Here is a 19,275-nt window from a genome sequence, read left to right as displayed (position 1 = left end):
AAACATCCAGTTCTCGCCCTACTCATGCCATGCAAGGTTAGTTTGTCCTTTTGTGTCACACCAGTCTGACAGGGAGGGGATCGAACAGCTTGCCGTTGATGAAGAACTGGTTGGTGCGGGTGTTTTCGGAGAAGGTGATGACCCGCCGCTGAGCGATGGGATCCTTCCTCAGGTCGTCGAAGTACCGGGCGGCGAAGGTCGTGGGCAGGCGTGCGGGTGTCACGGCGCGTCCCCCGGACACCAGGGTGGCCAGGGTCGCCTCGGGGTAGGAGTCGCCGTCCTTGCCGGTGCTGTAGGGCAGGGTCACCAAACGGGTACGGCCGGCCGGCGGTCCCTGCACGAGCACGTCCCACCGGCTGCCCGGGGGCATGAGTAACGTGTCGGTGCCCCAGACCCTGGCGACGGGGTTGGCGTCCTGGGCGATGACGTGGAAGCGCACGCCGGGAAGCTGGACGTGGTAGGCGATGTTCGCCCCGATGTTGGCCAGCCGCCACATCTGCGTCTCGCCGGGTCGGATGTGGATGATCGGGTTGAGGAGCCCGTTCACGGTGCGGTTGGTCGGAGCGTTGCTGTCGATGTTCGCCGTCGGTATGGCCCCTTTGTGCACCTGGAAGTCCTTCAGCGCGATGAGCAGCTCTGCGGTGCGATGGAGGACAGGCGGGAGATACCGGTTCAGCCCTTCGATCACGATCGCGCCCGACAGCCCGGCGAACACCTGCGGCTCGGAGATCGGGTGCGCGTGGGAGTGGTACCAGTAGGTGCCCGGGGCCAGGTCCTTGGGCAGCCGGTAGGTGTAGTGATAGGTCTGGCCCGGCATGATGTGCAGGTAGATGTTGTCGGAGCTGTCTTGGGGTGAGACGTGCCAGCCGTGCGTGTGCAGGTTGGTGTGCTCCCCCAGCCGGTTCACCAGGTCCAGGTCGAGCCGGTCCCCGGGAAACAGGCGCAGCGTCGGCGGCATGTAGTCACCGTTGTAGGTCAACGCCCGGACGTTTTGGCCCGCGAGCTGTACCACGCGTTGCTCCACGACCAGCCGCACGTGCAGGCGACCGTCGCGACTCGACAACTCGCGCGGCTGGCGGAACTCCGGCTGGGTGAGCGAGACCGGCACGTCGGGACTGGCAGGCGCGATACCAGTGCTCTGTTTGCCCGTCATCGCGGTGGTGCCGCAGCCGCTCAGCGCGGCGAGCACCAAGGCTGACAAGGTGATGAGTCTGGACACAGACATGGCGCTCCTCGGACGCGGACGCCCTGGTGCATACCCCGTCACAGACCGCCCTGTGCTGAGCTGACCTGTATCTTCTTGTCAAGGTTGGCCAAGGTCAACGGCTGTGCATCTCGCGCTAAGGCACAGCTCGCCGCGCCATCCTTGCTTCCCGCTGGATCTCCTCACGGTGAGCTGGTGGCGGACACGGAGGTTCTCCGGCCGGAAGCCGTCAAGGAGGCTCGCTACCTGCGCCGCAAGCGGAGGGCCCCTGTGTGCCCGGCCCGTCTGGTCACGGCATGGAGTAGCTATCGGTTCGAACCCTGAGCCCTTCTGGTCGTGTGGCCGCCGTCGTCGTCGCGTTGCCGGGGGATGTGCAGTGTGATGCTCGATGAGGTGACGTCGGTGGCGATGATCTCGGCGGTGGCGGCCGGTCAAGCGGAGGGGGGAGCGGCGGATCGGTAGGTCGGCGGGAGTGTCGGATGAGCGGGTACGGCGCCCCCCCGGCGGCTATCCGATGATCAGCACGCGGGCCAGGCCGATCACGGCCGCGACGGCGATGTACCAGGCGGTGTTGAGCCGGGTGCGCCACTGCAACAGCAACGCGAGCGCGGCCAGCGCCACGGTGAGCGGGTCGACGAAGGCCTCGCCGGCTAGTTGCAGGGTGACTCCGGCCATCAGGGCCAGCGCGGTGGCGTTGACGCCGTCCAGGAACGCCGAGGACCAGACGCGGTCGCGGATCCGGTCGATGATGCGGGTCAGCAGGCCGACGAACACGAACGACGGGACGAAGATGGCGACGGTGGCCAGCACCGCGCCGGGCAAGCCGGCGATGACGTAGCCGAGGAAAGTGGCGGTGGTGAACACCGGCCCCGGGGTGACCTGGCCGATGGAGACCGCGTCCAGCAACTGGTCGCGGGTGATCCAACCGAGCCGTTGTACGAAGTCGCCTTCCAAGAAGGCCAGCAGGACGTAGCCGCTGCCGTACAGCACCGCGCCGATCTTCAGGAAGGTCAGGAACAGCTGGGTGAGCTGGCCGCCGGTGGGGTCGGGAAAACGCGGCCCGCCCAGCAGCGGCACCAGCAGCAGGGCGGGGGAACCGCGATGCGGCGACCAGCTGTTTTTGGTGCGTACCGCCATCACCATCAGCCCGCCTGCGGCCAGCACGAGCAGCTCGTTGACCCCCAGCAGGTACAGCGCCAGTGCCGCTGCGGCGACGAGCGCGGTCAGTGGGCCCTTGATCGCGGTCTTGAGCAGTGCGATCAGGGCCCAGATCACGATGGCCACCACCACCGGTTTGATCCCGTACAGCAGCCCTTCGACGGCCGGGGTCCGGTCGTAGCGGACATAGGCCCAGGCCAGGGCGAGCACGATGGCGAAGGCGGGCAGGATGAAGCACACCCCGGCGGCGATCAGGCCCTTCCAGCGGGCCCGGTCATAACCCAGGTGGATGGCCAGTTCGGTGGAGTTGGGGCCGGGGATGAGGTTGACGGCGCCCATCAGGTCGACGAAACGCTCATCGGAGAGCCAGCCGCGCCGGCGCACCAGTTCCTCGCGCATCATCGCGATGTGCGCGGCCGGGCCGCCGAACCCGATCACGCCGAGTTTCAGGAAGACCCCGACGACCTCGCCAAGCGCGTGCACCGGCCGCCCGCCGCGCTCGCCGCGGGCGTCGTCGTCGGATTCGTTCATCGATGGCCTCCAGTGCGGCGTGTACCGAATCGCGCATTGTCCACGACCGCGCTGAACGCCGGGCCGACCGCGGTGAAACAGGAAGAGCGCGGCCGTGAACGACGGTGACCTTGGTAGGTCGATACCTGGGCGGCCAGAAACGATCTCAGAGATGAGACAGGAAGTGTCATGTGCCTGTGGGGGTGTCAAAGCGTTCCTCACCGACGCGGCGCATCGGCCGGTGAGCTTTCATGCGAGCGCTCCGGCGCGTTTCGTGCTCGGGTGCTTTGCCGGTCGCAGGGTTGTGCGAGCCGGGCTCTGGGGGCGGCGTTCGGCCTGTGCGGTGGATCAACGCGCGGACGGTTCGTGGGCGTGGCGGTGTTCGGGTGCGCTCGCGCCAAGGCGGTCGCGGACGGCGCGGGCGGTGCGTTCGGCGTCGGCGGGGTCGCTGCGCTGGGGGGCGTCGAGGAACGCGGTTCCGCGCAGGGAGTGGGAGGCGGGGCGCGGATACAACCAGGCGTGGAAGTGCTGGACGCGGTCGCGGGTGGAGACCAGGTGGACGCGTTCGGCGTCGGTGCTCGCGCGCAGCGCGGTGTCGAGCCGGGTGAGCAGCAGGCCGAAGGAGGTTGACTCGGCCGGGGTCATCTCGGCGAAGTCGACGAAGTGCCGCCGTGAGGTGATCTTCAGGGCTCCGGGCATGGTGGTGTCCGCGGGCCCCTGGCCAACCAGCCAGTGCTCGTCGCGGTGGACCCACCCGCCGATCGGGTCCCGGCCGGCCTCCTCCAGGTGACAGTAAGGGCAGGCGCGGCTTTCGGGGCTGTCGGTCATGGCTGTTCCCTAAGATCGATTTGTCTGGAGTGAGTCGCTCTGGATGCCCAGGGCGATGGGGTGTGGCTGATGGTTGTTTGCCGCGTTTGTGGCTTGAAAGGAATAGCCGCCCCGTCGTTCTGGACGCGTCCTGCCGTCACCGGGACCTGGCCGAGGATCGCCCGCAGCACAGCGGTCTTGCCGCTGCCGCTCGGGTCGGTCAGAGCGGCGATCTGGCCGCGCCGGACCCGCAGGTGCAACCCCCGGACGATGAGCCGGTCACCGGCACGCAGGTGGAGGTCCTGCAGGTGCAAGATCGGATCCATGGCGTACGGGTCCTTGTCTGTGAGAGCGGCGCCGGCACGCCGCCGTGGCGCACCGCCTGGCGAAAGTGGTGAGACTCGCCGCGCACGGATCATGGCGGACCCTACGGCGCCAGCGGGTGAGGGTCGGCACTCCTAGGCGGCGCAGCAGGGGTGGCGGTCAGGGCGGCCAGCCGGTCGATGCGCTCGGCGAGCTGGGCCAAGACGTCTTCGAAGATCTCGTCGGTGTCGATCGGCCCGGGGTCGGGAACCGACCAGTGCACGCGCCGAGGGGCGGGGCCGAGTTCCTCATAAGCCTTGTCGCAGACGGCGACGACCAGGTCATCGGGGTCGAGCACGTCGTGGATGTGGGCGGTGTGAGAGCGGCTCAGGTGCAGGCCGTGACGGCGGGCGGTGCTGACGGCTCGCGGGTTGAGACGGGGGCCGGGGTGGGTTCCGGCGGAGGTGACCGGGATGCGGCTGCGGGCCGCCCACAGCGCGGCGGCCAGCGGTGAGCGAGCGCCGTTGCGGGTGCACACGAACACCACCCGGGGCGCCGCGACGGTTGTGGTGGCGCTGAGAGCCTCCAGGGGCGCCGGGATCAGCTGCAGGTAGGCGCGGCGGCGATCGGCGTGGGAGCGGGTGCGGGTGATGAGCCCCGCGTCCTGCAGCACGCGCAGGTGATGAGCCAGCAGGTTGGAAGGCAGGTCCAAGGCGGCGCCCAGTTCCCCGGGCGACAGGTCGCCGACCAGTAGCGCGTCGACGATCGCCAGCCGCGCGGGGTCGGCCAGGGCATGGTGCAGGGCGGCCCGCCCCCGCCGCTCATTTGTCTCAATTTCCATTGAGTCAATAGTGGCTGACGTGTTTCCATGAGTCAACGCCCCCGGGGCCGCCGCACCCGCGCCCAACCGGCGCCGCCGACGCAGACAGCGACTGGCGCCCCCACCGCCTGACCCCCACCCCCGGCTCAACCGCCTGCGGGGCCGCGCACCCTCCCCGCCCGCCGGATTCCACCGCACCGCACTGCACTGCACTGGGGCCGCACCACCCGGCCGCCGTCCGCTCGCCTCACCCGAAGCAAGCACCTGGACGGCGCACCGGACTCTCCTGGAAAGGACCTTCCCCCACCATGTCGCCTGAGCGCAGCACTGCCCACCCCCGCGCAGCCCGGCTGCCTTCACGCCTCGCAGCCGGCCTCGCGCTGCTCATCACCGCCTTGTTGCACCCGTCGGCCGCCCACGCCGCACCGGCCCCGCCCCACCAGCCGATCACCGCCTCGACCGCCGCGCTTGTCGGCGGATCCGCCACCGGTGCCACCGGCCCGGCCCAGCCGGTGGTGCTGGCCACCATCGGCGTCGGCCTCAACCCCCGCACGGTGGCCTTCACCCCCGGCTGGCGCCACGCCTACGTCGCCAACGCCGGCTCCGACACCGTCTCCACCTTCGACACCCGCACCAACACCGTCCTGGGCGAGGTCGCCGTCGGCGACGACCCCCGCTGGACCGCTTCCGGACCCGCCGGCACCTTCCTGTATGTCACCAACACCGGCTCCCACAGCGTCTCGGTACTCACCCTGAGACACTGACCACCCCCAAAGCCACGGCGGCGGACACCAGGGCTGGTGGTGCCCGCCGCCGTGACCCACCCGGCCCCGCTGGTCTTCCTGTGGTGGACGCGAGGCGGAAAAGCACAGAGCGACACTTTCGATCCGGCCTCCAGCGTTTTCCTCTACTTCCGGAATTGCTCAATTCCGGAAGTAGATCAGCCATCAGCTTCCGGAAACGCGTCCCAGGGCGCAACGTAGGACCCGAGAAGAGCTTCCGGAAACACGCCCGTTGTGCCTGGTGAAACACCGGCTCGCGACGATCCTGTCAACGGATGTGACACCAACCCGGGTTCACCGTTCCGGCTCCTACCGGACCCCCAGTCCGCTCCAAGCATGTCGCGGGTGGCGCTCGCGGGGTGCCACCCCTGAGGCGTCTGACCCGCCGCGTGGCGTCCTGTCTGTCAGGTAAATATATTGCGCAACTTGCTCCAGCTCTTACAAAATCATGTCTTGAAGATCCCGTGATCTATAGGTAACACGACTGACCGTGCTGGAGAGTCCGAGGTGTCCATGGCAGGCGACGACAGTGTGACACCACTGATCCGGGCGGAGGGGCTCAGGAAGACGTACCCGCCCAGGGACCGGCGGGGTGCCGGGTTCCAGGCCGTGGCCGGGATCGACTTCCACGTCGACCGGGGAGAGGCGTTCGGATTCCTCGGCCCCAACGGGGCGGGAAAGTCCTCGACGATGCGCATGCTCGGCTGCGTCTCCCCGGCCACCGCCGGAACCCTGCGAATCCTCGGCATGGACCCTGCGCGCGACGGCCGGAAAATCCGGGCGCGCCTGGGCGTGGTCCCGCAGGACGACGTGCTGGACCCCGACCTCACCGTGCGCGAGAACCTGACGATGTACGGCCTCTACTTCGGGCTGTCCCGCCGCGTGATCAGGGAGCGGACGGAGCGCCTGCTGGAGTTCGCGCAGCTGGAGGAGAAGGCGGGCGAGACCCTGGGGGCGCTGTCCGGCGGCATGCGGCGACGGCTGACGATCGCCCGCTCCCTGATCAACGAGCCGGACATCCTCCTGCTCGACGAGCCGACCACCGGGCTCGACCCGCAGGCGCGGCACGTGCTGTGGGACCGGCTGTTCAGGCTGAAGCAGCAGGGGGTGACGCTGCTGCTCACCACCCACTACATGGACGAGGCCGAGCAGCTGTGCGACCGCCTGGTGGTGATGGACAAGGGGCTCATCGCGGACGAGGGATCACCTCAGGAGCTCATCCGCCGGCACTCGACGCGCGAGGTCCTGGAACTGAGGTTCCGGATCGACGAGCACGAGCAGGCCGCCGAGAAGCTCCACGACCTGGTCAGCCCCGGTGAGGGGGAGCGGGTGGAGGTCCTGCCCGACCGGGTGCTGGTCTACACGCACGAGGGTGAGGCGACGCTGGCCGAGGTCACCGCCGCGCGGATGACCCCGATCACCGCCCTCGTCCGGAGATCGACGCTGGAGGACGTGTTCCTGCGTCTGTCCGGTCGGACCCTGACGGACTGAGGCGGACGACGCATGCCCATGATCCTGCGCGAGTTCTCATCGTGGATGCTCCGCTACCGCCGCACCTGGAAGGGCACCATCGTCATCAGCGTGGCGAACCCGCTGCTCTTCCTGATCGCCATCGGCGCCGGGCTCGGACAGCTGGTGGACCCCGCGTCGCTGGGCGGCCTGACGTACCTGGAGTTCTTCGCCCCCGGGATGCTCGCCGCCGCGGCGATGCAGAACGCCTACATCGAGGCGGCGTTCGTGGTCCACAGCTCCCTGCGGCAGGGCAAGGGCTACCTGGTGGCCGCCGCGACCCCGCTGGAGCCCCGCGACATCATGGCCGGGCACATGCTGTTCATGGCGTTCAGGATCGGGACGAGCGCGCTGGCCTTCGCCGTGGTGATGGCCGCCTTCGGCGCCACCCGCTCCCCGTGGGCCGTGCTCACCGTGCCCGCCGCCCTGCTGACCGGCATGGCCTTCGCGGCCCCGCTGGCGGCGTGGACGGTGACCGTCGACAAGTTCGGCACCCTCAACACGGTGTTCCGGTTCGTGCTGATGCCGATGTACCTGTTCTCCGGGACCTTCTTCGGCATCGAGACGCTCCCCGACTGGCTGCGCCCGCTGGCGTACGTCATGCCGCTGTGGCACGGCGTCGACCTGTGCCGCACCCTGAGCCTGGGCACCGCCACCCTGCTCACCTCCGCGATCCACGTCGGCTACCTGGCCGCGCTCACGGCCGGGGGCATCGCGGTGGCCCTGGTCACGTACCGGCGCCACATCCACGTCTGAGGGGTCGACATGCTGCAGAACTTGGAGAACAGGGTGCCGTCCGCCGTTCCCCGCTGGGGTGGCGCGCACTTCCTGGTGTTCCGCAACCTCCGGGTGCACACGGGGGGCAACCCGTGGACCATGGCGATGTACTCGATCTTCGAGCCCATCCTGTACCTGCTGGCCATCGGCGTCGGCATCGGGCAGCTCGTCGGGGACGTCGACGGGGTGAACGTCACCTACGCCGCGTTCGTCGCGCCCGGCCTGCTCGCCACGGCGGTGATGAACAGCGCCCTGTACGAGACGATGGAGGGCGCCTTCGTCAAGTTCACCCACGAGCGGTACTACCAGGCGATCCTGTTCACCCCCGTGTCCCTCACCGGGATCGTCGTCGGCGAGGTGGCGTGGGCGGTGCTGCGCGGCTTCGTCACCGCGATCGGGTTCCTCCTCGTGATCACCGTGTTCGGGCTGGTCTCCTGGCCGGACGCCCTGGTCGCGGCGACCGGTACGCTGCTCGTCGCCTTCGCCTTCGGGAGCGCGGGACTGGCCGTGACGACGCGCATCCGGGCATGGTCCGACTTCCAGTACGTGCAGCTGGTGCTGCTGCCGATGTTCCTCTTCGCGACGACGTTCTACCCGGTCACCGTCTACCCCCGGGTGGTGCAGGTCATCGTGGAGCTGCTGCCGCTCTACCACGCCATCCAGCTGCTGCGGGGGTGCGCCCTCGGCCAGATCGAGCCCGGCATGATCGTGAGCGTGGTCTATCTCCTGGTCATGGGGGCGCTGGGCCTCGTAGTGGCCCGGAGGCAGTGGGCACGCGTCATGCTCCACTGAACGGCGCCTTCACCAAGGGGCGACGGAACGGCTCAGGATCCCGGCGGCGTCGTCGTCCTCGTCGCGTACGGCGGTGCGGAAGGACCGCGCGAGCAACCGCAACGCCCGTCCACTCACTCGCCGACCTTCCGGACGCAAGGAACCTGCAAATCAACCGCAAGTGTGGATCAATAGCATCGCCGCCATGATGAGAAGAACGATCACGCTGGCCGCCGTCGCCGGAGCCGTCGTGCTGGCGGCCCAGCTCCCCGCGTCCGCCACCTCCGCTGTGTCCTCCGCGTCCTCCACCGCGCTGCTGCGCCTGCGCGGCGGGCTGACCCTGGAGATCCCGAGCTCCTGGCGGGTGTACGGGACCGCCGACCAGGTCCGGGTGGTGACCGGAGCCTGCGCCCGCCCCAACGGAGGCTACTTCCAGACCAGATGCGACAGCTTCTGGGTCATGGGACCGAAGGCCATCAAGACCGGCGCCGAGGGCTTCGGTCGCTACAACCCCGACCAGAGCCCGTTCTATCCGGCATCCGACGTGCAGCGCTGCCCGACCAACCCCAAGTACGGCCAGGTCATCGGCAAGGCGATCGTGGTCGGCTACCGGAACATCGGGGTGGCGCACAAGGCGCACTACCGGGTGTGGCCCGGCCGGTGTGTCTCGTACACCGATGGTGGGCAGAAGTCGACGTTCAACCAGCGCGAGTGGTACCTGCCGAAGACGAAGATCCTGGTCGTCGACCAGTGGGCCACCCCTGGCCTGTCCACGATCCTGAAAAACGCCACCTGGGCCAACTGACCGCTTCCGTAACCGGACCTCCGGCTCATCCGCTCACCCGGAACCGGGCCGCTGGTTATCCCGCCACCTGAAACCAGACCGCTGGTTAATCCGCCACCCGGAACCAGACCGATCCGCCCGCGTCGTCGCGGTGCGACCCCCATCCGGCCGCGACCATGGCCACCAGCCACAGCCCCCGCCCGCCGTCGTCGTCCGCCTCCGGCACGCGCACGGCGGGCGCGCTCGCTTCGGACCCGTCGTCGATGACCTCCACGTGAACCGCACCGGGAAGACGGGCCACGTACACCGTCATCCGCCCGTCCGCCGCACGCCCGGAGTCGGAGTGGGCCACGGCGTTCGTGGCCAACTCGCTCAGCAGGAGCAGCACGTCGTCGAGCACCGAAACTTCGACTCGACCGGCCAGCAGGTCACGCGCCCAGGCCCGAGCCTCCGGCACGGATTCGACCCGGCCGGGAAAAACCTTCCGCCACGCGCTGTGTGGCCTGTCCGCCCACGGCGACGTTGAAGTTCCGTCACCCTGATGTCCAGGGCAGCTGTCCTCCTTCCCCGTGGTCTCCCTCTCGGATCTCACGCGGTCACCGCCGACACGATCATGTCGGCCGCGTTGTCGGCCTCCGCCCAGACCCATTCCCCGCGCTGCCACAGCCGCGCCCACCAGGGCCGCCAGACGAACGCCCACCCGCAGTAGCGCCGGACGACCGTGATCCTGACCAGTGCCGTGCCCGTCGCCGTACGGATCTCCAGAATCGGCTGCCCCGCCACCGGGAGGACCAGCGAGGTGCACACGCCGAGATGATGCAGATCCCAGCCAAGCCGGGTCAGATGGACGAATCGCTCGTGCCGCTCGACCGCCGTCACACTCCTGTCCTCCGAGTGCCCCCGGCGAGCGCGATTGAGGCGTGAAAGGTCGCCGTTCTGATCATTCATCACTCGTCTCGTCTCCGGTATAAAGGCGATGGGATGCTTTCTTTTTCGTCCTGTCGAAGTGAGAGGGCGTGTGCTTAGATTGCCCATGTGACAGGTGAATTCATGGCCGGATTGACACCTCGGAAGATGACCTGGAATGACGGGTAGGGGTTTCCCTATACCCGGGTCTGGAATAGCCGATAAGGCAAAAATCCGTTTTTCTCTAATTCGGGAGGAATGCGATGAGCGACGAGGTCCCCCTGGACCCCGGATCCCCCCCGCGCGCTTCGCCACCGAGATGCGCCGCCTGCGCGAGGCCGCGCAGCTCTCCCAGACCGCCGTGGCCTCACGCCTCGGCTGCACCCAGACCCAGGTGAGCCGCCTGGAAGGTGGCAGCCGCACCCCGTCGAAGTCCGACGCCGAGCGACTGGACCTGCTCTTCGGCTCCAACGGCAGTACTTACTTCACGGATCTGCGTCAACACGTCGTCGCCCGCCCCGGTGGCCCGATCTGGTTCATGAGTTGGACCGAGGAGGTCGAACCCTTCGCCCTCGTCATGCGCTCCTGGGATCCGCTGCTCATCCCCGGCCTTTTGCAGACTGAGTCCTACGCGCGTCAAGTGCTCAGCCAAGAACCTCGGATGACCTCTCAACAGGTGGACGAGCGTGTCCAAGCCCGTGCGCTGCGTCGGAAGATCCTCGACAAGGATGACCCTCCCCTGTTCCTGGCTCTCATCGACATGGGAGTGCTACGCCGTCCGGTGGGTGACGCCGAAATAATGCGCGAACAACTCGATCATCTGCTGGAGACCGCTCAGCGCCCCAACATCTCCATCCAACTCGTTGACCAGCGATGCCTGATGGGCTTGCTGGGTGCTTTCATGATCGCAGAGCTCCCTAATGGGCAGCCGGACACTATTCACGCGGATTCCCCAGCTGAGGGACAGGTTTCGGCTGACCCTAGACTTGTGACCTCAATATGGAACCGCTATGAAGCGATACGGCGATGGGCTTATCCTGACCATATGTCCCTCAAAATGATCGAGGAAGTGAAGGAAGAATGGACTTGAGTGCCGCTGCGTGGCGGAAGTCATCGCGTTCCGGTTCGAATGGTGGGCAGTGTGTGGAGGTCGCTGCCAATGTGTCCGGTGTGGTGGCGGTCCGTGACAGTAAGGACCCTCACGGCCCCAGCCTGCTCTTCACTCCCGCCCAGTGGCGGTCCTTCGTCAGCGGCGTGAAGGTGGGAGACTTCGACCGGCTGATCTGATCACTCGGAAAGCCCGACAACTCACCTTGCTCTGCGGACCGAAGCCCTTGGCCATGGCCAAGCCCATCAAGTCGTCAGTTAACACGCGCCTCCGGTATGGGAGACCATCGTGACGCTACGGTTCATCGGCATCGACCCCGGTACGGACGGCAACAACTGTCCGTCGGTCTGGGTCGACGAGACCGACGGCAGCCTCGTGATTCAAGGGTGGGAGGTCACCGACCCCGCCGAGCTGGCACAGGTGTCGGAGCGCGGCCCGATCCCGGATCATGAGAAGGTCATCCGAATCCCGCGACGGATGGCGCACTTCCTGACGGAGGCATGTGGTGACAAGGCCGCTGACGTTTGACGAGATGATCGCTGGTGCGCGGCACTCCGCCGTGCACCTGGAGATGCGTGACACCTACGTTCCGGACGATCCTTCGTTCATCGCGTGGCAGGGGGGCCCGGCCTTCGACCGTACGGAGCGGGAGAGTCAGTGGCATCACCTGATCGGCCAGGCCGTTGGTCGAGGTGTGCGGGTGCGCCGGGCGCGAATCGTCTCGGAGCCGGTGGCCGACTACATTCGTTTCGAGCATTCCGTCACCGATTCGATGAACATCACCGCCGGTGAGAAGGTGCGGTGGTTGCCCCGGCGGCTGGCATCGGACCTGGCGCTGCCGGGGAACGACTACTGGGTGTTCGACGATCACCTTGTGCGCTTCGGCTTCTTCTCCGGAGATGGGCACTATCTCGGCGAGGAGCTGACCGACGAGCCCGCTGTGATCAAGTTATGTCTCTCCGCGTTCGACGCGGTCTGGGAACGGGCTGTCGACCACGCCGACTACCGGCTCGTCTGACTACAGTCCGGCATCGTGGGCATCTCGCCGTCCTCCAGCGCCCAGCAGGCTCGTCAGAGGGTCGCTCAACGACTGCGGGAGATCCGTCTTGACGCTGGACTGAGCGCTCGCGCCATCGCGAAGGAGGCGGGCTGGCACGAGTCGAAATCCTCCCGGATCGAACATGCTCGTGTGGCCCCTTCCGCCGGCGATATCAGGGCGTGGTGCGGGGCATGCGGAGCTGAGGACCAGGCGGCGGATCTGATAGCCGCCTCTCGGACCGCCGACTCGATGTACGTGGAGTGGGGGCGGCTCCAGAAGTCGGGGCTTCGCCGGCTCCAGGAGTCCAAGGTGCCTCTCTACGAAGGCACCCGGCACTTCCGCGTCTACTGCTCCAATGTGATACCCGGATTGCTCCAGACGCCGGGCTATGCGGGCGCGCTGCTGTCATCCATCTCCGCCTTCCGTGGTGTCCCCAACGACGTGGAGGACGCCGTGGCCGCGAGGACTGCTCGCTCGCGCGTCCTCCATCAAGGTGATCACCGCTTCGCCGTGCTGATGGAGGAGTGGGTGCTCCGCTGCCGTGTCGGCGACGCGAAGGTCATGGCCGAGCAGCTTCGACATCTGCTGGCCGTCACGTCCTTGCCGTCCGTGTCTCTCGGGGTGATCCCGTTCACCGCGCCGCGCCGTATGTGGCCTGTCGAGGCCTACAACATTTTCGATGAAACACTCGTACAGGTTGAGTTGCTATCTGCGGCGTTAATATCACTCAGCCAGATGAAATATCACAGTATGTCAAGGGATTCGCAGAGTTAGCTGGTATTGCCGTTTATGGTGCCAGTGCGCGCAGCCTCATCACCGCTGCCATCGAGGGATTGGACTGAATCGGCGCAAGTTCCCGCACACTTGTTGAGTGCGGGAAACGCCCGCTTCTAACGTCTGACACATGACCGGAAAGATGGCAGCGGAGTCCCGGTCGCTACCTGGTCTTGCTGTCCTCGGAGGACACCGCGGCCCAAGCGGTGAACATCGATCAGCCACACGCGGTCGTGGACATGGTCTTCGCCGACGGTCTTTCCCGGTAGCGTCCAACCTTCAGGTAGACGTCGGCCCGTGGGATGGAGCTCACCGTGAAAAACATGATTGCCCGGCTTTGGAGACTCATCAACGGATCGTTCCAATGGCGCATTCTCTGGTTTCGCCACGCCAAGTTCATGGTCGGAGTAACCGGGATAGTGCGTGACAAAGACGGCAACGTGCTTCTCCTGAAGCATCGCCTCTGGCCGGAGGGCAGGCAGTGGGGGCTTCCGACCGGCTACGCCAACAAGTCGGAAACCTTCGAGGACACGGTCTGCCGCGAAGTGCTGGAGGAAACCGGGCTGAAGGTACGTGTTGGAGAAATCGCTCATCTGAAGAGCGGCTACAAGCTGCGCGTGGAGGTGGCCTACGAGGCCGAGTTCGTCGGCGGCACGGTCAAAATCGACGATTTCGAGATTCTGGAGGCGAGATGGTTCGCGCCACACGATCTACCGGAAGGGATTCAGGAGTCGCACCGCCTCCTCGTCCACCGCAAACGGATTTAGCTTCCAATCGGGGCATCGCCTCGTCCTGCTTGGCGCCGAACGAGCACCTCAGGGGCGACTCGGCCGCCCGTGCGACCCTGTTCGAACGCCTCACCGCCCTACGGGCAACGGTCGGCCTGGATCGGGCGCACCCCGACCTCACTTTCTCCTTACTGCCGTGGCTGCTGGGATCGAGGCCTTACCGAGGCAAGCCGGTGGATCTCTTCTTTCTGGGTGCCACTCTTCTGGCCGCCCGATACGAAGAGCTCGGGCTGTCCCAGCGGCTTCCGTTCGACCGCGTATGGGTTGGTGTGCGATCTGGGAGGCCCGCGTTCGGGGGTTTTCACTACCCCGATCAGGGCTATCGCCATCTGCAAATGGGCGCGGTGATCACTCGCTACGGCGACCTCGCCGATCCCGCCGGCCTTCGCCCCGAACTGGTCGCCCTGGATCTGTTGCGGGCCTACGCGCACGACTGCCTGCACTACGGCACCTACCGGGAGTACCGCCTGTGGGGTGACGAGATCGGCCGTACCAGATACGGCATCAACTCGCGCGCCCGTGACGGCCGTACCTACTCCTCCCCGGACCCCGCCGGATCCTCCTCCACACGCAACCTCGGCATCGTGATGGAGGGGGCGACCGACAGGGAGGCCAAGGCGGTGACTCGCCAGGTGGCGCAGCGGGCCAAGGTGAGCGAGCCGTCGGCGGGCCCGGACCGATACCTGTTCCGAGACGCTACAGGCCGGTTGGAAGCGGATGACCTCATGGTTCTCCGTGATCCCGTACGGCGCCCGGCCGCCGCCCAGAGCGCCGCGGCGGATGACTTCTTGCGGCGAATGGGCGCCTACACCAGCGACGTCGGAGCCCGCTACGAGCTCTTCCTCGCGGAAATCGGCAGGGACGAGGCGGAGGAACTGCACACCGTCATCCTCGGAGCGATGATCAGCGGCTCGCTCACGCGGCTCTCCGACTGGCTTGATCGGCGTCATGGCCCGAAGACGTTCGCCACCTTGTTCAAGGCCTCAAGCGCTGCGAGATCCGGCGTCATTCGGCCGTGAAGCAGACGCGGCCTGTGGTCACTACTTGAACACCCCAGGCGCCGGATGTCCAGCACGGTGAACACGATCGACGTGCGTTCGGCTTCGTACGAGGCGGGTCGAGTAACGGCACCGCACCGCCCTTTCCCGATAGCGTCCAGCCTTCAGACAGGCGCCGACCCGTGGATGGGACCAACCGTGAAGAAGCTGATCGTCCGGCTCTGGAGGCTGACCAACGGCTCGCTCCAGTGGCGCATCAACTGGCTTCGGCACGCCACGTTCATGGTCGGTGTGACCGGCATCGTGCGTGACGAGGACGGCAACGTCCTCCTGCTGAAGCACCGCTTCTGGCCGGAGGGCAGGCAGTGGGGCCTCCCGACCGGTTATGCGAACAGATCGGAGACCTTCGAGGACACGGTCTGCCGCGAGGTGCGGGAGGAGACCGGGCTGAAGGTTCACGTCGGAGAGCTGGTTCGCCTGAGGAGCGGCTACCGGCTGCGCCTGGAAGTGGCCTACGAGGCCGAGTTCGTCGGTGGCGCGCTCAAGATCGACGATTTTGAGATCCTGGAGGCGGGGTGGTTCGCGCCGGACGATCTGCCGGGAGAGCTCCAGGAGTCACACCGTCTTCTCGTCCAGCGCAAGTATGTCTAGCGTCCTGTGCCGGAAAGCCGGCCCCCGCCATTTCGCGACTCCCGGGAAGCGCCCGAAGTTCTTGCGAATCGCCGTCGCAGCCGCTCTTGGTGGCGCCGGCGTCGGAGCCCGAGTTCGTTCAGTCGTCAGAGCCCGAGTTCGTCCAGTTCCTTCCGCAGCGCGGCTCTCGGATCCCGGGGTGAGGGGGTCGGGACCGGTCGTGTGCGGTTGCGTTCGCGGAACAGCCAGCCGCCCAGCAGGCCAGCGAGGAAGCCGAACAGGTGGGCCTGCCAGCCGATGCCCTCCTTAGGCAGCAGCCCGGTGAACTGGTAGGAGAAGCAGAGGGCGATGACCAGGCCTATCACGATGTCGATCAGATGCCGGTCGAAGGCGCCCCGCACCAGGACGTAGCCGAAGTACCCGAAGACGACGCCGCTCGCGCCCGCGCCCACGCTCTGCGGGTCGGAGGTGAACCAGGCCCCGAGGCCGCTGACCAGAATGATCAGCCCCGTCACGCCGAGGAACTTGACGACGCCCCGGTAGGCCGACAGGAAGCCGAAGACGAACAGCGGTCCCGAGTTGGCCTGGATGTGTTCCCAGCTCCAGTGCAGGAACGGTGCCGACGCGATGTCGGGCAGGCTCGTGGGATCCCACGGCCGCACGCCGTGCTCCTGGCCCAGCGCGTAACCCGATGTCCAGTTGGCGATCTGCATCACCCATATGAAGGCCAGGAACCCGACCATCACCCAGAACGCCCTGCGGGCCTCGGCGATCATGATTTCGGCCGTACCGCCCTTGGCGCCCACCGGTTCCTCCCCAGCTCTCCGTGCCTCTTCCGCAGCTCAGTATTGGGGTGAAAGATCACAAATACGACAGCAGGGGGTGGCCGCCTCCGGCCCTCCCGCTCCGGTGCTCTCTCCGGACGTTGACCCGCTCAGCTCCGGCACGGCCGGTCGGAGACGCGCGAAAGATCCAGCACCGTGTACCGGTTGCCCCGTTCCCTCCAGAACAGGATCGGAGCCTCCCGGCCAGACACTCCCTGGCCGATCGCGTTGGAGCCCTCGGTTTCGTGCTTGACGCCGACCCACGCCGATCTGGCGGTGCACCGGTCGTACAGAAGCGCGGACGAGCCCGAGTCCTTGACGGAGAAGTTCACCTCGGTCCCGTGCACGTACGGCAGGCCGAAGAGACCGAACCTGTCATGGATCAAGGGGCCTTCCCCTGCTGCGGGGAGGGTGGTGCGCCCCGAGCCGTTCCTGTGCTGGATCACCACCGTGGACAGTTGGTAGATGTCCGGTGTCACTTCGCCCGCGCACCATTCGACCCCGCAGTTCATTAACCGTACGTCCGGATCGGGCCGTTCCACGTACGGGCTTGGGGCCGAGGCGATCTTCTGTGGTTTTCCGCTGGAGAGAGGAATCAGGTAGGAGACGCTCTCGCTCCGCCAGGTGACCTGGTCACCGTCGATCGACAGCCTGTCCCGGGGAGGGAAGTAGTCGTAGTGGCCCGTCAGCCAGGTCACCAGTCTCATCTGCCCGCCCGACCTCGGCATGGCCCACAGTTCGACGTGCCGCTTGCCCGGGTTCCAGCGCTCGGAGCGGTAGACACCGACGGTCCAGACGATCTGTTCGTCGCCCACGGCAACGCTTTTGATCTCGTAGCACATGCCACACTCACTCCACTTCGGAGCCGTGGCCAGCACTCGATGCCGACGCGTTTTACGGTCGTACGTCAAGAACTGGGGGCGTAGATCGAGGGTGACCATGAGGGCCTCGGTCTTGCTCAGCATGGCGAGCGGCTGGACGTCGGACTCCTTCCCGAACCTGGCGGGCAGGGTGAACATCGCCTCGGGCCACACCTTGGAGGCGGGATCCAGCGTGGGCGGCTCCGGGAGCTTCACGGGCCGGGACGGTGACGGCGGATGGCGGTCGGCGAAGGGGACCGTACACGCCGAGACCGCGCTGATCGCGACGACGGACATCACCATGATCGCGAACAGTCGGGAAAGCCGCGTGTGATCCACGGGGTGTCAGACGCATGGGGCACCGTTTGGGTTCCTGGCGCCCCCGTCCGCGGAGAGCTGGTTCGCCTGAGGAGCGGCTACCGGCTGCGCCTGGAAGTGGCCTACGAAGCCGAGTTCATCGGCGGCACGCTCAAGATCGACGATTTCGAGATCCTGGAGGCGGGGTGGTTCGCGCCGGACGATCTGCCGGGAGAGCCGCAGGAGTCACATCGCCTTCTCATCCAGCGCAAGCACATCTAGCGTCCTTCGCCGGAAACCCGGCGCTTCCCGGCCGGCCGCGTCGGAGCCCTCGTGCCGCTTCCGGTTCTCGTTACGGCGTGATCACCCGCCGTGTTCATAACTCCGGTCAACGGCCTTGGGTAACGGGCAACCACGGACAGTTTATGTTGATATAAGCATTCAGGCTAGCCTTATTGGAATATTGCAAACTCTGGCGCCAATAATCATGTTCAGGTTGCCGTGTTTCGTCATTGCGGGAAACCGCGCATCCCTTACATTCAGGTAAGGTGCGCCGGCTGGCAGGGTGAATCAGGCCAAAAGAGTGCGAGAACCGGAAATCGGGTGTAATCCGGAAAATGTAAACGCGCGGTACGTCGTAGCAGATGAGTGGAGAGTCGGCATTGAGTTGGACGGCGGCGCGAGCCGGCATCCGAAAAGAGCAAAATCATGAGGCGGGGGGCGGGTGTACGAATCTTCCAGGAGGCGGAAAATCATCGCCAAAATCCTGACAACTGTTACATGGATTTGATAAATAGAGGGCAACAAGGGGAATGGAAATGTGTCAGAAAATTAGCATTGAATCGCGTCGGGGTGCCAAGCGTGACACGGTACGGAGGTTGCGCCTCCTCGCGCTGGGGCTCAGCACGGCCCTGCCCCTGGTCGCCTTCGTCCCGGCGCCCGCCGGGGCCACTCCGACACCCGAGGACCCCGCCCCAGCCCCCGCCGAAAACTGCGTCATCGACGTGACCAGCGGATCGGCCACACCGAGCGAGCGGTGCTTCCCCACATTCACCGAGGCGATCCGATTCGCCACCGACGGCGCCATCACCGACGCCCCGACCACCGCCGCCGAGGGCGTGGACGACCCCGATCTCAACGAACTACTCGGTAGCAGCGAAAAGTCCGCCGACACCAAAGAGCCAATCGCGGCCCTGGTCGTGATCGGGATCGAGTACGGAGACGCGTACTACCGTGGTGCCTCGTACACCTTCCGCCGAACCCGGAACTGCACCGGAACGACCACTGACGTCGACTACTCGTTCGAGCTTCCGCGGAGGTGGTGGGACCGCATCTCCTCTTTCAAGAATTACGCCAACTGTCATACCAACCACTACGCCCTCTCGGGCTTCCGTGGTTCGGAGACCGGTTACCTGAACGACCGGTCGGTCATGCCGACCATTGACCGCCTGAGGCGCTACCACAACTTCAACGACGACACGCGATCGATCAGGTGGAGCTGATCGGCGGCTCCTCGAAAACCCGAGCGGCGGCTCGCGCAGGCCGCCGCTCGGTTGCGGCACGGCCGGTCGGAAGGGATGGAACGGTACGGGTATGTCGCCTCTCGAACTCAAAGCAGCACGTCAT

Annotated in this window: 24 protein-coding genes; 15 read left to right on the top strand and 9 right to left on the bottom strand. The window is 66.5% G+C overall.

The annotated features are described in order from the left end of the window. Positions 1-55: 55 nt before the first annotated feature. From OG587_RS43590 to OG587_RS43570, 5 genes are all read right to left on the bottom strand, one after another. Positions 56-1,225, bottom strand: a complete 1,170-nt coding sequence (locus OG587_RS43590; protein WP_329084727.1) for a multicopper oxidase family protein — start codon at positions 1,223-1,225, stop codon at positions 56-58. 486 nt (positions 1,226-1,711) lie between these two features. Further along, positions 1,712-2,893 (bottom strand): chromate efflux transporter, encoded by a 1,182-nt coding sequence (chrA, locus tag OG587_RS43585; protein ID WP_329084726.1) that lies wholly within the window; start codon positions 2,891-2,893, stop codon positions 1,712-1,714. A gap of 327 nt (positions 2,894-3,220) precedes the next feature. Beyond that, entirely contained in the window at positions 3,221-3,700 is a 480-nt protein-coding gene (locus tag OG587_RS43580; protein ID WP_329084725.1) for an HIT family protein, read from the bottom strand. Beyond that, positions 3,697-4,005, bottom strand: coding sequence for an ATP-binding cassette domain-containing protein (locus OG587_RS43575; RefSeq protein ID WP_329084724.1), 309 nt, complete (start codon positions 4,003-4,005; stop codon positions 3,697-3,699). Before OG587_RS43575 ends, OG587_RS43580 begins: the two co-directional genes overlap by 4 nt. Positions 4,006-4,106: 101 nt before the next feature. After that, positions 4,107-4,823, bottom strand: coding sequence for an arsenate reductase/protein-tyrosine-phosphatase family protein (locus tag OG587_RS43570; protein ID WP_329084723.1), 717 nt, complete (start codon positions 4,821-4,823; stop codon positions 4,107-4,109). A 287-nt stretch (positions 4,824-5,110) separates the two neighbouring features. Between OG587_RS43570 and OG587_RS43565 the strand changes: the two genes are divergently transcribed. The 5 genes from OG587_RS43565 (at position 5,111) to OG587_RS43545 (ending at position 9,446) form a co-directional block, all read left to right on the top strand. Beyond that, positions 5,111-5,566, top strand: coding sequence for a YncE family protein (locus OG587_RS43565; RefSeq protein ID WP_329084722.1), 456 nt, complete (start codon positions 5,111-5,113; stop codon positions 5,564-5,566). 531 nt (positions 5,567-6,097) lie between these two features. Then, positions 6,098-7,075, top strand: coding sequence for an ABC transporter ATP-binding protein (locus OG587_RS43560; protein ID WP_329084721.1), 978 nt, complete (start codon positions 6,098-6,100; stop codon positions 7,073-7,075). Between the two features lie 12 nt (positions 7,076-7,087). Beyond that, on the top strand, positions 7,088-7,849 hold the full coding sequence (locus tag OG587_RS43555; RefSeq protein WP_329084720.1) for an ABC transporter permease: 762 nt from the start codon (positions 7,088-7,090) through the stop codon (positions 7,847-7,849). Between the two features lie 9 nt (positions 7,850-7,858). After that, positions 7,859-8,662, top strand: a complete 804-nt coding sequence (locus OG587_RS43550) for an ABC transporter permease (RefSeq protein WP_329084719.1) — start codon at positions 7,859-7,861, stop codon at positions 8,660-8,662. A gap of 184 nt (positions 8,663-8,846) precedes the next feature. Next, a complete protein-coding gene (locus OG587_RS43545; protein ID WP_329084718.1) occupies positions 8,847-9,446 on the top strand; it encodes a hypothetical protein in 600 nt (199 codons plus the stop codon). An 85-nt stretch (positions 9,447-9,531) separates the two neighbouring features. Here the strand turns inward: OG587_RS43545 and OG587_RS43540 are convergent, their stop codons facing one another. Then, a complete protein-coding gene (locus OG587_RS43540; protein ID WP_329084717.1) occupies positions 9,532-10,074 on the bottom strand; it encodes an ATP-binding protein in 543 nt (180 codons plus the stop codon). After that, positions 10,014-10,304, bottom strand: coding sequence for a hypothetical protein (locus tag OG587_RS43535; RefSeq protein ID WP_329084716.1), 291 nt, complete (start codon positions 10,302-10,304; stop codon positions 10,014-10,016). Before OG587_RS43535 ends, OG587_RS43540 begins: the two co-directional genes overlap by 61 nt. A 205-nt stretch (positions 10,305-10,509) precedes the next feature. Here OG587_RS43535 and OG587_RS43530 point away from each other — a divergent pair, with 205 nt between their 5' ends. The 8 genes from OG587_RS43530 (at position 10,510) to OG587_RS43495 (ending at position 15,689) form a co-directional block, all read left to right on the top strand. After that, positions 10,510-11,421, top strand: coding sequence for a helix-turn-helix domain-containing protein (locus OG587_RS43530; protein WP_329084715.1), 912 nt, complete (start codon positions 10,510-10,512; stop codon positions 11,419-11,421). After that, on the top strand, positions 11,412-11,618 hold the full coding sequence (locus OG587_RS43525) for a DUF397 domain-containing protein (RefSeq protein WP_329084714.1): 207 nt from the start codon (positions 11,412-11,414) through the stop codon (positions 11,616-11,618). Before OG587_RS43530 ends, OG587_RS43525 begins: the two co-directional genes overlap by 10 nt. Before the next feature lie 109 nt (positions 11,619-11,727). After that, positions 11,728-11,967, top strand: a complete 240-nt coding sequence (locus tag OG587_RS43520) for a hypothetical protein (protein ID WP_329084713.1) — start codon at positions 11,728-11,730, stop codon at positions 11,965-11,967. Between the two features lie 4 nt (positions 11,968-11,971). Then, positions 11,972-12,457, top strand: a complete 486-nt coding sequence (locus tag OG587_RS43515) for a DUF6879 family protein (RefSeq protein WP_329084712.1) — start codon at positions 11,972-11,974, stop codon at positions 12,455-12,457. Between the two features lie 15 nt (positions 12,458-12,472). Further along, positions 12,473-13,252, top strand: coding sequence for a helix-turn-helix domain-containing protein (locus OG587_RS43510; protein ID WP_329084711.1), 780 nt, complete (start codon positions 12,473-12,475; stop codon positions 13,250-13,252). Positions 13,253-13,575: 323 nt separating this feature from the next. Further along, positions 13,576-14,019 (top strand): NUDIX domain-containing protein, encoded by a 444-nt coding sequence (locus tag OG587_RS43505; protein WP_329094189.1) that lies wholly within the window; start codon positions 13,576-13,578, stop codon positions 14,017-14,019. 365 nt (positions 14,020-14,384) lie between these two features. Then, a complete protein-coding gene (locus tag OG587_RS43500) occupies positions 14,385-15,059 on the top strand; it encodes a hypothetical protein (RefSeq protein WP_329084710.1) in 675 nt (224 codons plus the stop codon). A 177-nt stretch (positions 15,060-15,236) separates the two neighbouring features. Then, positions 15,237-15,689 (top strand): NUDIX domain-containing protein, encoded by a 453-nt coding sequence (locus OG587_RS43495; protein ID WP_329084709.1) that lies wholly within the window; start codon positions 15,237-15,239, stop codon positions 15,687-15,689. A 125-nt stretch (positions 15,690-15,814) separates the two neighbouring features. Here the strand turns inward: OG587_RS43495 and OG587_RS43490 are convergent, their stop codons facing one another. Both OG587_RS43490 and OG587_RS43485 read right to left on the bottom strand, forming a co-directional pair. Beyond that, a complete protein-coding gene (locus tag OG587_RS43490; protein ID WP_329084708.1) occupies positions 15,815-16,474 on the bottom strand; it encodes a rhomboid family intramembrane serine protease in 660 nt (219 codons plus the stop codon). A 128-nt stretch (positions 16,475-16,602) separates the two neighbouring features. Further along, complete coding sequence (locus OG587_RS43485) at positions 16,603-17,655, bottom strand: hypothetical protein (protein WP_329084707.1); 1,053 nt, start codon at positions 17,653-17,655, stop codon at positions 16,603-16,605. A gap of 39 nt (positions 17,656-17,694) precedes the next feature. Here OG587_RS43485 and OG587_RS43480 point away from each other — a divergent pair, with 39 nt between their 5' ends. Both OG587_RS43480 and OG587_RS43475 read left to right on the top strand, forming a co-directional pair. After that, entirely contained in the window at positions 17,695-17,931 is a 237-nt protein-coding gene (locus OG587_RS43480) for a hypothetical protein (protein ID WP_329084706.1), read from the top strand. Between the two features lie 596 nt (positions 17,932-18,527). Further along, the gene (locus OG587_RS43475) at positions 18,528-19,151 is read left to right on the top strand and encodes a hypothetical protein (RefSeq protein ID WP_329084705.1); all 624 of its coding nucleotides are present in this window, start codon (positions 18,528-18,530) and stop codon (positions 19,149-19,151) included. The last annotated feature ends 124 nt before the right edge of the window (positions 19,152-19,275 follow it).

This window comes from Streptosporangium sp. NBC_01469, assembly GCF_036227305.1.
In the GTDB taxonomy this organism is placed as follows: domain Bacteria; phylum Actinomycetota; class Actinomycetes; order Streptosporangiales; family Streptosporangiaceae; genus Streptosporangium.
Note: the sequence above shows the minus strand (reverse complement) of the source record. Positions and strands in the feature narration are given on the sequence as shown.

Bases quoted from the DNA above. Each gene is read 5' to 3' on its own strand.
- OG587_RS43485 (WP_329084707.1), bottom strand. From the start codon at position 17,655: ATGGTGATGTCCGTCGTCGCGATCAGCGCGGTCTCGGCGTGTACGGTC.
- OG587_RS43525 (WP_329084714.1), top strand. From the start codon at position 11,412: ATGGACTTGAGTGCCGCTGCGTGGCGGAAGTCATCGCGTTCCGGTTCG.
- OG587_RS43515 (WP_329084712.1), top strand. From the start codon at position 11,972: ATGATCGCTGGTGCGCGGCACTCCGCCGTGCACCTGGAGATGCGTGAC.
- OG587_RS43575 (WP_329084724.1), bottom strand. From the start codon at position 4,005: ATGGATCCGATCTTGCACCTGCAGGACCTCCACCTGCGTGCCGGTGAC.
- OG587_RS43580 (WP_329084725.1), bottom strand. From the start codon at position 3,700: ATGACCGACAGCCCCGAAAGCCGCGCCTGCCCTTACTGTCACCTGGAG.
- OG587_RS43505 (WP_329094189.1), top strand. From the start codon at position 13,576: ATGATTGCCCGGCTTTGGAGACTCATCAACGGATCGTTCCAATGGCGC.
- OG587_RS43555 (WP_329084720.1), top strand. From the start codon at position 7,088: ATGCCCATGATCCTGCGCGAGTTCTCATCGTGGATGCTCCGCTACCGC.
- OG587_RS43550 (WP_329084719.1), top strand. From the start codon at position 7,859: ATGCTGCAGAACTTGGAGAACAGGGTGCCGTCCGCCGTTCCCCGCTGG.
- OG587_RS43540 (WP_329084717.1), bottom strand. From the start codon at position 10,074: ATGGGTCTGGGCGGAGGCCGACAACGCGGCCGACATGATCGTGTCGGC.
- OG587_RS43530 (WP_329084715.1), top strand. From the start codon at position 10,510: ATGACGGGTAGGGGTTTCCCTATACCCGGGTCTGGAATAGCCGATAAG.
- OG587_RS43565 (WP_329084722.1), top strand. From the start codon at position 5,111: ATGTCGCCTGAGCGCAGCACTGCCCACCCCCGCGCAGCCCGGCTGCCT.
- OG587_RS43570 (WP_329084723.1), bottom strand. From the start codon at position 4,823: ATGGAAATTGAGACAAATGAGCGGCGGGGGCGGGCCGCCCTGCACCAT.
- OG587_RS43545 (WP_329084718.1), top strand. From the start codon at position 8,847: ATGATGAGAAGAACGATCACGCTGGCCGCCGTCGCCGGAGCCGTCGTG.
- chrA (WP_329084726.1), bottom strand. From the start codon at position 2,893: ATGAACGAATCCGACGACGACGCCCGCGGCGAGCGCGGCGGGCGGCCG.
- OG587_RS43590 (WP_329084727.1), bottom strand. From the start codon at position 1,225: ATGTCTGTGTCCAGACTCATCACCTTGTCAGCCTTGGTGCTCGCCGCG.
- OG587_RS43560 (WP_329084721.1), top strand. From the start codon at position 6,098: ATGGCAGGCGACGACAGTGTGACACCACTGATCCGGGCGGAGGGGCTC.